The organism is Streptomyces sp. MMS24-W38, from assembly GCF_059889265.1.
Genome location: NZ_JCBCPP010000001.1, coordinates 4,326,115 through 4,338,386 on the forward strand (window position 1 = coordinate 4,326,115; position 12,272 = coordinate 4,338,386).

The 12,272-nt window shown below is 71.7% G+C and carries 9 protein-coding genes; 7 read left to right on the forward strand and 2 right to left on the reverse strand.

Features of this window, described 5'->3' with window-relative positions; translation table 11 throughout:
- The first annotated feature begins 234 nt into the window (after nucleotides 1–234).
- Nucleotides 235–1,524: a citrate synthase gene (locus AC6F7H_RS18680; RefSeq protein ID WP_500758085.1), complete on the forward strand. Its 1,290-nt coding sequence runs from the start codon at nucleotides 235–237 to the stop codon at nucleotides 1,522–1,524.
- A 669-nt stretch (nucleotides 1,525–2,193) separates the two neighbouring features.
- Here AC6F7H_RS18680 and AC6F7H_RS18685 read toward each other — a convergent pair.
- Nucleotides 2,194–2,433, reverse strand: coding sequence for a heavy-metal-associated domain-containing protein (locus AC6F7H_RS18685; protein WP_500758086.1), 240 nt, complete (start codon nucleotides 2,431–2,433; stop codon nucleotides 2,194–2,196).
- A gap of 259 nt (nucleotides 2,434–2,692) precedes the next feature.
- Between AC6F7H_RS18685 and AC6F7H_RS18690 the strand changes: the two genes are divergently transcribed.
- Entirely contained in the window at nucleotides 2,693–3,736 is a 1,044-nt protein-coding gene (locus AC6F7H_RS18690) for a zinc-dependent alcohol dehydrogenase family protein (protein ID WP_500758087.1), read from the forward strand.
- 52 nt (nucleotides 3,737–3,788) lie between these two features.
- Here AC6F7H_RS18690 and AC6F7H_RS18695 read toward each other — a convergent pair whose 3' ends face one another.
- Nucleotides 3,789–3,986, reverse strand: a complete 198-nt coding sequence (locus AC6F7H_RS18695; RefSeq protein ID WP_109382334.1) for a helix-turn-helix transcriptional regulator — start codon at nucleotides 3,984–3,986, stop codon at nucleotides 3,789–3,791.
- A gap of 427 nt (nucleotides 3,987–4,413) precedes the next feature.
- Between AC6F7H_RS18695 and iolC the strand changes: the two genes are divergently transcribed.
- The 5 genes from iolC to AC6F7H_RS18720 all read left to right on the forward strand — a co-directional run bounded on the left by iolC (nucleotide 4,414) and on the right by AC6F7H_RS18720 (nucleotide 12,184).
- Nucleotides 4,414–5,364: a 5-dehydro-2-deoxygluconokinase gene (gene iolC / locus AC6F7H_RS18700; RefSeq protein WP_500758088.1), complete on the forward strand. Its 951-nt coding sequence runs from the start codon at nucleotides 4,414–4,416 to the stop codon at nucleotides 5,362–5,364.
- A 329-nt stretch (nucleotides 5,365–5,693) separates the two neighbouring features.
- Complete coding sequence (mmsA, locus tag AC6F7H_RS18705) at nucleotides 5,694–7,196, forward strand: CoA-acylating methylmalonate-semialdehyde dehydrogenase (RefSeq protein ID WP_500758089.1); 1,503 nt, start codon at nucleotides 5,694–5,696, stop codon at nucleotides 7,194–7,196.
- Nucleotides 7,197–7,391: 195 nt separating this feature from the next.
- Complete coding sequence (locus AC6F7H_RS18710) at nucleotides 7,392–10,058, forward strand: alpha/beta fold hydrolase (RefSeq protein WP_500758090.1); 2,667 nt, start codon at nucleotides 7,392–7,394, stop codon at nucleotides 10,056–10,058.
- Nucleotides 10,055–10,963 (forward strand): ABC transporter permease, encoded by a 909-nt coding sequence (locus tag AC6F7H_RS18715; protein ID WP_500758091.1) that lies wholly within the window; start codon nucleotides 10,055–10,057, stop codon nucleotides 10,961–10,963. The genes AC6F7H_RS18710 and AC6F7H_RS18715 overlap by 4 nt, the downstream gene beginning before the upstream one ends.
- A 288-nt stretch (nucleotides 10,964–11,251) precedes the next feature.
- Complete coding sequence (locus AC6F7H_RS18720) at nucleotides 11,252–12,184, forward strand: chaplin family protein (protein WP_500758092.1); 933 nt, start codon at nucleotides 11,252–11,254, stop codon at nucleotides 12,182–12,184.
- The last annotated feature ends 88 nt before the right edge of the window (nucleotides 12,185–12,272 follow it).

Here is a 12,272-nt window from a genome sequence, read left to right on the forward strand (position 1 = left end):
TGTTGCGGTCCTTCGCCCCGTTCCCGGAAGAAAAATGATCGATCAAATGAGTCGTAAAGGTCACAAGGGCTTCCGGAAGTTGAACACAACGGGCAGGATGAGAAAGTTGGCGGCACTCAGTGCCGCCGATAGGCCCGATGGTCGACCCCGAGTGCACTCTCCTGAGCCAAATGGGGGATGGTAGAGACAGTCAGGGCACCTCGAAGATGAGGCACTACGTCGGTGAGGGAAGACGTGAGCGACAACTCTGTAGTACTGCGGTACGGCGACGGCGAGTACACCTACCCGGTGGTCGACAGCAGCGTCGGCGACAAGGGCTTCGACATCGGGAAGCTCCGCGCCCAGACCGGACTGGTGACGCTGGACAGCGGCTACGGCAACACCGCCGCATACAAATCCGCGATCACGTACCTGGACGGTGAGGGGGGCATCCTCCGTTACCGCGGGTACCCGATCGAGCAGCTGGCCGAGCGCTCCTCCTTCCTGGAGGTCGCCTACCTGCTGATCAACGGTGAGCTGCCGACCGTCGACGAGCTCAGCGTGTTCAAGAACAACATCACGCAGCACACCCTGCTGCACGAGGATGTCAAGAACTTCTACAAGGGCTTCCCGCGCGACGCGCACCCGATGGCCATGCTGTCGTCGGTCGTCTCGGCGCTGTCCACGTTCTACCAGGACAGCCACAACCCGTTCGACGAGCGCCAGCGCAACCTCTCCACCACCCGGCTGCTCGCCAAGCTTCCGACCATCGCGGCCTACGCGTACAAGAAGTCGATCGGTCACCCGTTCGTCTTCCCGCGCAACGACCTCGGTTACGTCGAGAACTTCCTGCGCATGACCTTCTCGGTCCCGGCCCAGGAGTACGAGCTCGACCCGGTCGTCGTCTCCGCCCTGGACAAGCTGCTCATCCTGCATGCGGACCACGAGCAGAACTGCTCGACCTCCACGGTGCGCCTGGTCGGTTCCTCGCAGGCGAACATGTTCGCCTCGATCTCCGCCGGCATCTCCGCCCTGTGGGGCCCGCTGCACGGTGGCGCCAACCAGTCGGTCCTGGAGATGCTCGAGGGCATCCAGGCCGACGGCGGCGACGTCGACTCCTTCATCCGCAAGGTGAAGAACAAGGAGGACGGCGTCCGCCTGATGGGCTTCGGCCACCGGGTCTACAAGAACTTCGACCCCCGCGCCAAGATCATCAAGGCCGCCGCGCACGAGGTGCTGTCCGCCCTCGGCAAGTCCGACGAACTGCTGGACATCGCGCTGAAGCTGGAGGAGCACGCGCTCTCCGACGACTACTTCGTCTCGCGCAGCCTCTACCCGAACGTCGACTTCTACACCGGTCTGATCTACCGGGCCATGGGCTTCCCGACCGAGATGTTCACGGTCCTGTTCGCCCTCGGCCGCCTTCCGGGCTGGATCGCCCAGTGGCACGAGATGATCAAGGAGCCGGGCTCCCGCATCGGCCGCCCGCGCCAGATCTACACGGGCGTGGTGGAGCGGGACTTCATCCCGGTCGAGCAGCGCTGACCGACCCCGGTCGCCCGCACGGACATCGGACGGCATGCCCTCAGGGTGTGCCGTCCGATGTTTTCGTCGGTCGGCGCACCCGCGCCGGAACCGGGCCTCGGGAAAAGAGAGAAGGCGCCCCGCGCCGGTCCCCCCACGGGCCGACGTCAGGGCGCCTTCCCATGCCCCGGTGCGGATTCCCCCCACGGGATCCGGCCGGGCGCCTGTGAAGAACAGCGCCTGAATCGCTGTGTGAGCACAATGAGCAGAACAGAACCCACTGTCCTTGTGCGGTCTGCCGGGACAGCGCACGGTCGGGAGGGCCGCTCAAAGCTCTCCGATGTACGTGCCCCGGCAACGCAGTCTGGGAAAGTCCCCCAAAGACATCCCCAGATGTCAGGTCGCGCCCCCCAAGACGCTTCCCGACATCGCCAACTTAGACCTTCGAACCCCTTCGATGGTTACGTTCACTTCACTGTGATCTGCGTCTCCTGCGCATGTCCGTTACATGCGCAAGAGCCCCGGTATCGCCAATGGGGCCCAGGCGTAAGAGTGGTGCGTACGCCTTGTGAAGAGCTTATGTGAAAGGTCGTACCGGACTCCAGGGGTTCATCAGGTCGAGATCTCAATGAAACGCCCGTCGGCGGCGGGTCGGCCGGTGCGGCGGAGGCCGGCCGGGGCACCGTGTCCTCAGGGCCTGCCGGCCAGTTCGAAGCCGGCCTCGTCGACGGCGGCGCGGACGGCCTCCTCGTCGAGCGGGGCCGCGGAGACGACGGTGACCACGCCGGTGGCGGCGACGGCCTTCACCGAGGAGACCCCGGGGAGCCCGGAGATCTCGCCGGAGACGGCGCCCTCGCAGTGGCCGCAGCTCATGCCGCTCACCTTGTAGGTGGCGGTGACGGAACCCTGGGTGTCGGTCTGGGTGGTCATGTGTCACTCCCTCGTCGAGGCGTATGGGGTTGAGGGGGCCCGCGGGGGCCACGTTTTTCATTCTATACCCCTAGGGGGTATGAATCCAGGACCGTCGGGGCTCCCGGATCGAGGAGCCGCCCGCGACAGGGCGGAGGTTCGCGGATAGCGTTCCGCCGCAAACGGTGATCGCCGGGAAGGGGCGGGGGGCGCCGGGGTGCGCGTACGGCACTCCGCGCCGGTCCCCGCACCACCGGCGTGGACGGAGGGCGGGCCGGTCATGCGGGCGGTGGTGTTCGAGCGGTACGGGGAACCGGCCGAGGTGCGGGAGGTCGCGGATCCGGAGCCCGCGGAGCACGGGGTCGTGGTGCGGGTCGAGGCCACCGGCCTGTGCCGCAGCGACTGGCACGGCTGGCAGGGCCACGACCCGGACATCGCGCTGCCGCACGTGCCCGGCCATGAACTCGCCGGTGTCGTCGAGGCGGTCGGCGCGCGGGTCACCGGCCGGCGGGTCGGCGACCGGGTCACCGTCCCCTTCGTCTGCGCCTGCGGGAACTGCCCGGCCTGCGCGGCAGGGGACCAGCAGGTGTGCGAGCGGCAGACCCAGCCCGGCTTCACCCGCTGGGGCTCGTTCGCCCAGTACGTGGCCCTGGACCACGCCGACGTGAACCTGGTCGACGTCCCCGGGGGCATGTCCTTCGCGACGGCCGCCTCCCTGGGCTGCCGCTTCGCCACGGCCTACCGGGCGGTGGTGCAGCAGGGCCGGGTGGCGGCGGGGGAGTTCGTCGCGGTGCACGGCTGCGGCGGGGTGGGCCTGTCGGCCGTGATGATCGCGGCGGCCTCGGGCGCCCGGGTCGTCGCCGTGGACGTGTCCCCCCGGGCCCTGGACCTGGCACGGAAGTTCGGCGCGGCTCAGTGCGTGGACGGGGCCAGGACGGAGGACACCGCGGCCGCGGTCCGCGACCTCACCGGCGGTGGCGCCCACCTCTCCCTGGACGCCCTGGGCTCGCCCGCCACCTGCGCCGCCTCCGTGAACGGCCTGCGCCGCCGGGGCCGTCACGTCCAGGTCGGCCTGCTGCCCTCACCGACGGGCACGACCCCGGTGCCGATGGCCCGCGCCGTCGCCCTGGAGCTCGAACTCCTCGGCAGCCACGGCATGGCCGCGCACGCCTATCCCCCGATGCTGGAGCTGGTCCGGGCGGGCGTCCTGCGCCCCGACCTGCTGGTGACGCGCACCATCGGCCTGGACGCGGTCCCGTCGGCCCTGGCGGCGATGGGCACGGCACCGGGCGCGGGCGTGACGGTCATCGAGCCCTGGAACTGAGCACCGCCCACGCCCGGCTTCGGCCGGGCGCGGGCGGTGTCGTGCGGATCGCTCAGTCCCTGCGGTTCCGGTTGCCGGGCCGGGCCGCCACCCAGCGGCGCACCGTGTCCGCGTACCAGTACGGTTTGCCGCTCTCCACGTGGTCGGGCGGGGGCAGCAGACCGTGCTTGCGGTAGGAGCGTACGGTGTCCGGCTGCACCTTGATGTGCGCCGCGATGTCCTTGTACGACCACAGGCGTCGGTCGGTCATGCGTCGTTCCTCCCCACGAGCACCACGGAGGCGGCCAGGGGGCGGCCGTCAGGGGGAGCCGGGTGCTGCGCTGGCGATCACCCAGCGTTCTGCCCGGTCAACGACGCGTTACGAAGTGGGTTGGCGGTTGTGCGCGGGGCGTGACGGAATAGCCGCCTGCACGGGACATCTGTGACAGGGGCGGGGTGTTTGTGACACAAGTGACGCAAAGATCCTCGCCGGTCCGTCGGTGGGGCGGGTTGACCCGTTCGGGGCATCTCCGGCCGAACCGGCCGGGTTCGGGGAGGCCCTGTCGAGATCTGGTCCGTATGTCTGGACAAAGTATTGACAGGGCTTCGCTCCACGGCTAGAAACCGGGGGAGAGCCGTACCAGGACGACCCGGGACCACCGGACACCGCGACACGGCACGAAGGGAACGCGATCGCGATGGCGTACGACCTGATCACCATGGGCCGTATCGGAGTGGACCTCTACCCGCTCCAGACCGGTGTCCCGCTTCCGCAGGTCACCTCCTTCGGCAAGTTCCTCGGCGGCTCGGCGACGAACGTCGCGGTCGCCGCCGCCCGCCTCGGGCGGCACACGGCGGTGATCAGCCGCACCGGCGACGACCCCTTCGGCACCTACCTCCACCAGGAGCTGCGCGACTTCGGCGTGGACGACCGCTGGGTCACCGCGGTCCCCGGGCTGCCCACCCCGGTCACCTTCTGCGAGGTGTTCCCGCCGGACGACTTCCCGCTGTACTTCTACCGCCGGCCCAAGGCCCCCGACCTGGAGATCGACGCCCACGAACTCGACCTGGACGCCATCCGTGACGCGAGCGTCTTCTGGGTCACCGGCACCGGACTGAGCGAGGAGCCCAGCCGCACCGCGACCCTCGCTGCACTCGCCCACCGGGCCAAGGCCGGCACCACCGTCTTCGACCTCGACTGGCGCCCGATGTTCTGGCGCGATCCCGACCAGGCCCGCCCCTTCTACCGGGAGGCCCTGCGCCACACCACCGTCGCCGTGGGCAACCTGGACGAGGTGGAGGTCGCCGCCGGCGTCCGCGAACCCCACGCCGCAGCCCGCGCGCTGCTGGCCGCCGGCGTCGAACTCGCCGTGGTCAAGCAGGGACCGAAGGGCGTCCTCGCGGTCAGCGCCACGGGCGAGAGCGCCGAGGTCCCGCCGCTCCCGGTGAACGTCCTCAACGGCCTCGGCGCCGGCGACGCCTTCGGCGGCTCCCTCTGCCACGGCCTGCTCGCCGGCTGGAGCCTGGAGCGGACCATGCGGTACGCCAACGCCGCCGGAGCCATCGTCGCCTCCCGGCTCGAGTGCTCGTCCGCGATGCCCACCGAGGACGAGATCGAGGCGGCGGTCACCGCGGGGGCCGTGCGATGACCGAGCTGAACCCGGCCGCGTGAGTCCCGGCCGTATCCCGGGGCGCCGCTGACGGCCCGCCCCGACACCGATCGCCTCCGGCGCGGGAGGCCGCTTTGCTTTGGCAGGAGCGAAGTGCGTGCGATGACTCCCCGCCCGCTACGGCCCCGCGCCGGAGGTCCCCGCCCCACCACCGCGGCTCACCCCGACCCAAGTGTCTACGGGGGGACCGCAACGCCCGACAGAGTGTCGGGCGCGCCCCGCGCCCGATCCTGGTGGGATGAAACCAAGGCACGTAACCCAAGGCACGTGAAGAACCGGCGCCGCCCTCTGCGAAGGAGTACTCGGTCATGACGAAGATCGTCAATCACTGGATCGGCGGCAAGGCCGCCGAAGGCACGTCGGGCGCGTACGGGCCGGTGACCGACCCGGCGACCGGCGAGGTCACCACGAAGGTCGCGTTCGCCTCCGTGGAGGAGGTGGACGCCGCGGTCGCCGCCGCCAAGGAGGCGTACCTGACCTGGGGTCAGTCCTCCCTGGCCCAGCGGACCTCCGTCCTCTTCGCGTTCCGGGCGCTGCTGGACGCGCACCGCGACGAGATCGCCGAGCTGATCACCGCCGAGCACGGCAAGGTGCACTCCGACGCGCTCGGCGAGGTCGCGCGCGGACTGGAGATCGTCGACCTGGCCTGCGGGATCAGCGTGCAGCTCAAGGGCGAGCTGTCCACGCAGGTCGCCAGCCGGGTCGACGTCGCCTCGATCCGCCAGCCGCTGGGCGTCGTGGCGGGCATCACCCCGTTCAACTTCCCGGCGATGGTGCCGCTGTGGATGTTCCCGCTGGCCATCGCCTGCGGCAACACCTTCGTGCTGAAGCCGTCCGAGAAGGACCCCTCGGCCGCCGTCCGCCTCGCCGAGCTGCTGTCGGAGGCCGGACTGCCGGACGGCGTCTTCAACGTCGTCCACGGCGACAAGCTCGCCGTGGACCGGCTCCTCGCCCACCCCGACGTCAAGGCCGTCTCCTTCGTCGGCTCCACGCCGATCGCCCGCCACATCCACACCACCGCCTCGGCGAACGGCAAGCGCGTCCAGGCCCTGGGCGGCGCCAAGAACCACATGCTGGTACTGCCCGACGCCGACCTGGACGCGGCGGCCGACGCCGCCGTCTCCGCCGCCTACGGCTCGGCGGGGGAGCGCTGCATGGCGATCTCCGCGGTCGTCGCCGTCGGCGCGATCGGCGACACCCTGGTGGAGAAGATCCGCGAGCGTGCCGAGAAGATCAAGATCGGCCCCGGCAACGACCCGGCCTCCGAGATGGGCCCGCTGATCACCAAGGCCCACCGCGACAAGGTCGCCTCCTACGTGGCGAACGCGGCGGGCGAGGGCGCCGAGGTCGTCCTGGACGGGACCGGCCACACCGTCGAGGGCCACGAGGGCGGCCACTGGATCGGCATCTCCCTGCTGGACAAGGTGCCCACGTCCGCGAAGGCCTACCAGGACGAGATCTTCGGCCCGGTGCTGTGCGTGCTGCGCACCGAGACGTACGAGGAGGCCCTGGACCTGATCAACGCCTCGCCGTACGGCAACGGCACCGCGATCTTCACCCGGGACGGCGGCGCCGCCCGCCGCTTCCAGCTGGAGGTCGAGGCCGGCATGGTCGGCGTGAACGTGCCGATCCCGGTCCCCGTCGGCTACCACTCCTTCGGCGGCTGGAAGGACTCCCTCTTCGGCGACCACCACATCTACGGCAACGACGGCACGCACTTCTACACCCGCGGCAAGGTCGTCACCACCCGCTGGCCCGACCCCTCCGACGCCCCGACCGGCATCGACCTGGGCTTCCCCCGCAACCACTGACGGCGCGGACCACTGACCGCCCGAAGCGCCGGCCGTCCGAAGCGCTGCCCCCGGGGCCGTCCGACAAGGGCGGCCCCGGGGCGTTCGCGTACCACGGTTGCGGTACGCGGCGGGTGTCGCGTACGCCGCTGGGAGGTCACCCGGTTCGGTCTGCGGTCGGCACCGTATGGATGGAGCGGCCCGTACGGTTGACGCATGGATCTTCGAATGCCCGGCCGGCCCGGACTGCGGTGGCCCCGTTCGTGGCGGCCGCGCCGGACGCTGGCCGCCGTGGCCGCCGTCGTCGTGCTCGCCGGGGCCGGTACGTGGACCGCCGTCGCCTCCGAGGACCCGGCGCCCGCGGTCAGCCGGACCGACCGGACCACGAGTACGGCCGACGGGGTGCGCATCGACACCTCGTACTTCACCGCCGGCCCGGACGGCCGCCGCCCCGCCGTGCTGCTCGGGCACGGCTTCGGCGGCAGCAAGGACGACGTACGGCAGCAGGCCGAGGAACTCGCGCGCGAGGGGTACGCGGTACTGACCTGGTCCGCGCGCAGCTTCGGCGAGTCCACCGGGAAGATCGGGCTGAACGACCCGAAGGGCGAGGTCGCCGACGTCTCCCGGCTCATCGACTGGCTGGCGGAGCAGCCCGAGGTGCAGTTGGACGAGGCCGGCGACCCGCGCCTGGGCATGGCCGGCGCCTCCTACGGCGGCGCCATCGCGCTGCTCACCGCCGGACACGACGACCGGGTGGACGCCCTCGCCCCCGCGATCACCTACTTCGACCTCGCCGAAGCGCTGTTCCCGAACGGCGTGTTCAAGAAGCTGTGGGCGGGCGTCTTCGTCAACACCGGCGGCGGCTGCGAGAAGTTCGAACCCGCGCTGTGCCGGATGTACGAGCGGGTCGCCGAGTCCGGCACCCCGGACGCCGAGGCCGTCGCGCTCCTGAAGGAGCGGTCCCCGTCCGCCGTCGCCGACCGCATCGACGTACCGACGCTGCTGATGCAGGGCCAGAACGACTCCCTGTTCCCGCTCGGCCAGGCCGACGCCGCGGCGAAGGCGATCCGGGCCAACGGCGCCCCGGTCGACGTCGACTGGATCGCCGGCGGGCACGACGGCGGTGAACCGGAGGCGGACCGCGTCCGCACCCGCACCCTGGCCTGGTTCGACCGGTACCTGAAGGACGACAAGAGCGCCGACACCGGCCCCGCCTTCCGCGTCACCCGCACCGGAGGCGTCGACTCCACCAATGGGCGGGCCGTGCTGAGCGGTGCGAGCGCGGACCGCTACCCGGGCCTGACCGGCGGCGGCAGGTCCATCCCCCTCACCGGAGGCGAGCAGAGCTTCGCCAACCCGGCCGGCGCCAACCCGCCCGCCGTCTCCGCCCTGCCCGGCCTCGGCGGTGCCGGCGGCCTCTCCCAGCTGTCCTCGCTCGGCGTCGGCGTCTCCCTGGACTTCCCCGGCCAGCACGCCCGCTTCGAGTCGGCCCCGGTCACCGGCGACCTGCGGATCACCGGATCGCCGACGGCCACCGTGCACGTGAGGTCGACCGGCGACGACGCCGTCCTCTTCGGGAAGGTGTACGACGTCGGCCCGGACGGGCGGCAGCAGGTGCTGCCGTCCCAGCTGGTCGCCCCGGTCCGCGTCGAGGACGCCAAGGCCGGCAAGGACGTGACCGTCACGTTCCCGGCCGTCGACCACGAGGTCCGGCAGGGCCACCGCCTGCGTCTCGTCCTCGCCTCCACCGACCTCGGCTACGCCTCACCCGTCGCCCCGGCGACGTACACCGTCTCCCTCAAGGGCGACCTCACCGTGCCCACCGCGCCCGGGGTGACCACCGCGGCGGCCCCGCTGCCCGCGTGGGTGTGGTGGCTGCCGCTCGCCGGAGCCGTGACCGCCCTCGTCCTGGTGCTCACCGGCCGCCGTCGCACGGCCGCCGCGCCCCCCGACCCCGAACTCGCGGACGTGCCCCTGCAGATCACGGACCTGAGCAAGCGCTACGCCCGCTCCGCCGAGCGGTACGCCGTGCGGAACCTGTCCTTCCGTGTGGAGAGGGGCCAGGTCCTCGGCCTGCTCGGGCCGAACGGCGCGGGCAAGACCACCACCCTGCGCATGCTGATGGGCCTGATCACACCCGACGGCGGCGAGATCCGCGTCTTCGGTCACGCCATCCGCCCCGGCGCCCCGGTGCTCTCCCGGGTCGGCGCCTTCGTCGAGGGCGCGGGCTTCCTGCCGCACCTGTCCGGCCGGGAGAACCTGGAGCTGTACTGGCGGGCCACCGGGCGCCCGCCCGAGGACGCCCACCTGGACGAGGCCCTGGAGATCGCGGGCCTCGGCGACGCCCTCGCCCGCGCGGTGCGCACCTACTCCCAGGGCATGCGCCAGCGCCTCGCCATCGCCCAGGCCATGCTCGGCCTGCCCGACCTGCTCATCCTGGACGAGCCGACCAACGGGCTGGACCCGCCGCAGATCCGCGAGATGCGCGAGGTGATGATCCGGTACGCGGCCGCCGGCCGCACGGTGATCGTCTCCAGCCATCTGCTGTCGGAGGTCGAGCAGTCCTGCACCCACCTCGTCGTCATGGACCGCGGCGGGCTGGTCCAGGCCGGGCCGGTGCGGGAGATCGTCGGCTCCGGCGACACCCTGCTCGTGGGCACCGGGTCCCCCGTGGACGAGCCGCTCGCCGAGAAGGTGGCCGCCCTGCCGGGCGTCGCCTCGGCGGTCCGCGTCGACGACGGGCTGCTGGTCCGTCTCGACGCCGACGGCACCGCCGCCCGCCTGGTCGCCGAACTGGTCCGGCTGGAGGTGCCGGTGGAGTCGGTGGGCCCGCACCGCCGCCTCGAAGACGCCTTCCTCACGATGATCGGAGGTTCCGCATGAGCACGCTCACCGAGCGGACCGGGCTCACGGAGCCCGGCGGGCCCGGGAAGCCGACCGGGCCCGTGGAGGTGGCCGACGGCTACCGCGCGGGCCGCACGCTGCCGCTGCGGGTCGAGCTGGTCCGGCAGCTGAAGCGCCGCCGCACGCTCGTCATGGGCGCGATCCTCGCCGCCCTGCCGTTCGTCCTGGTCGTCGCCTTCGCGATCGGCGGTGAGCCGGAGGGTCGGGAGGGCCGGATCACCCTGATGGACACGGCCACCGCCTCCGGCGCCAACTTCGCCGCCGTGAACCTGTTCGTCTCGGCGGGCTTCCTGCTGGTCATCCCGGTCGCCCTGTTCTGCGGGGACACGGTCGCCTCGGAGGCCGGCTGGTCCTCGCTGCGCTATCTGCTCGCCGCGCCGGTGCCGCGCATGCGGCTGCTGTGGTCCAAGCTCGTCGTCGGGCTGGGGCTCAGCCTCGCCGCGATGGTGCTGCTGCCGGTCGTCGCGCTCGCCGTCGGCACCGCCGCCTACGGCTGGGGCCCGCTGCGGATCCCCACCGGCGGCTCGCTGGACCCCGCGACGGCGGCGCAGCGGCTCGTGGTGGTCGTGGCGTACATCTTCGTGTCCCAGCTGGTCACCGCCGGGCTCGCCTTCTGGCTGTCGACGCGCACCGACGCCCCGCTGGGCGCGGTCGGCGGCGCCGTCGGACTGACCATCGTCGGCAACGTCCTCGACGCGGTGACCGCCCTCGGCGACTGGCGGGACTTCCTGCCCGCGCACTGGCAGTTCGCCTGGGCGGACGCCGTCCAGCCGGATCCGGAGTGGTCCGGCATGATCCAGGGCGCCGCGGTCTCGGTGACGTACGCGTTGGTGCTGTTCGCGCTGGCCTTCCGCGGTTTCGCCCGCAAGGACGTGGTGTCGTAGCCGCGGATGCCCCAAGTGGGCCGAGTGGGCCAAGCGGGTGAATCTGCGCAACCGATTCCCGTGCGTCGGGTTGATGAAGCAGAAGGGCTTGCGACGCCACGAGAAAGGAAAGCGCTGTGCTGCTCCGTCCGCGGTACACCGGCATCTTCCGCAGGCATCCCCGACGGTGAGCGTGCCGTGGTGTCCACGTACCAGCCTCCCGGCTCCGCCGTGGCCGGCCTCGCGCGTCGATCTCCGTGTCGAGGCCGCCGGCTTTCCCACTTCTTTCGAGCAGGAAGACGAACGACATTGCGACAGACCCTGAGCAAGGGAGTGTTCGCGGCGGCCGCCGCGACGGGCATTCTCTCTCTGTACGGCGCCCCCGCCTTCGCCGACGCGTACGCGGAGGGGGTAGCCACGGACTCTCCCGGCGTGGCGTCCGGGAACAACGTCCAGGTGCCGGTGGAGGTGCCGGTGAACGTGTGCGGCAACACCGTCGGTGCGGTCTCCGTGCTGAACGAGGCCTCCGGCAACGTGTGCGCCAACACGTCGCACACGTCCGAGACCAAGGCTGAGGACAAGTCCGGGCCCCGGCCCGGGAACCGGTCCTCCGTCGAGCGCTCGTACGGCGGCTCCGACGGTCACGGCGGCGGTGGCGCGTACGCGGAGGGGGTCGCCAAGGACTCTCCCGGTGTGGCGTCCGGAAACCTCGTCCAGGCGCCGGTGCACGCGCCGGTGAACGTGTGCGGCAACAACGTCGACCTGATCGGGGCGTTCAACGAGGCGTCCGACAACGACTGCCGCAACACCTCGCACGGCGGCTCCGGCGGCGGTGGCGCGTACGCGGAGGGGGTCGCCAAGGACTCTCCCGGTGTGCTGTCCGGAAACCTCGTCCAGGTCCCCCTCGGCCTGCCGCTGAACGTGTGCGGCAACAACGTCGGCCTGGTCGGGCTGTTCAACGGGGCGTCCGACAACGACTGCCGCAACGAGCAGGGCCGGTCGCCCGAGCTCGAGGACCGCATTGAGCGTGAGACGCCTTCGTCGCCGCCCACGCGTACGCACACCCCGCCTCCGACGAACGTCGTCGACACGCCGTCGCAGGACGTGGAGGAGCCCGGTGCGCCGCCGCACCTGGCCGAGACCGGCAGTGACGGCATGCTGGCGGCCTCGGCCGCCGGTGCCACCCTGCTCGTGGGCGGGGCGCTGCTGTACCGCCGCGGTCGCGTCGCCCTCCGCCGGTAGCAGTTCCCGGGTGCCGGGCCCCGTCGGCCCGGCACCGCGCGGCTTCCCGGAGCTCTGAGACCGGGCGGGCCCCCGGACCGGCCCGGAC

Bases quoted from the DNA above. Each gene is read 5' to 3' on its own strand.
- AC6F7H_RS18685 (WP_500758086.1), bottom strand. From the start codon at position 2,433: ATGACCACCCAGACCGACACCCAGGGTTCCGTCACCGCCACCTACAAG.
- AC6F7H_RS18690 (WP_500758087.1), top strand. From the start codon at position 2,693: ATGCGGGCGGTGGTGTTCGAGCGGTACGGGGAACCGGCCGAGGTGCGG.
- AC6F7H_RS18695 (WP_109382334.1), bottom strand. From the start codon at position 3,986: ATGACCGACCGACGCCTGTGGTCGTACAAGGACATCGCGGCGCACATC.
- iolC (WP_500758088.1), top strand. From the start codon at position 4,414: ATGGCGTACGACCTGATCACCATGGGCCGTATCGGAGTGGACCTCTAC.
- mmsA (WP_500758089.1), top strand. From the start codon at position 5,694: ATGACGAAGATCGTCAATCACTGGATCGGCGGCAAGGCCGCCGAAGGC.
- AC6F7H_RS18710 (WP_500758090.1), top strand. From the start codon at position 7,392: ATGGATCTTCGAATGCCCGGCCGGCCCGGACTGCGGTGGCCCCGTTCG.
- AC6F7H_RS18715 (WP_500758091.1), top strand. From the start codon at position 10,055: ATGAGCACGCTCACCGAGCGGACCGGGCTCACGGAGCCCGGCGGGCCC.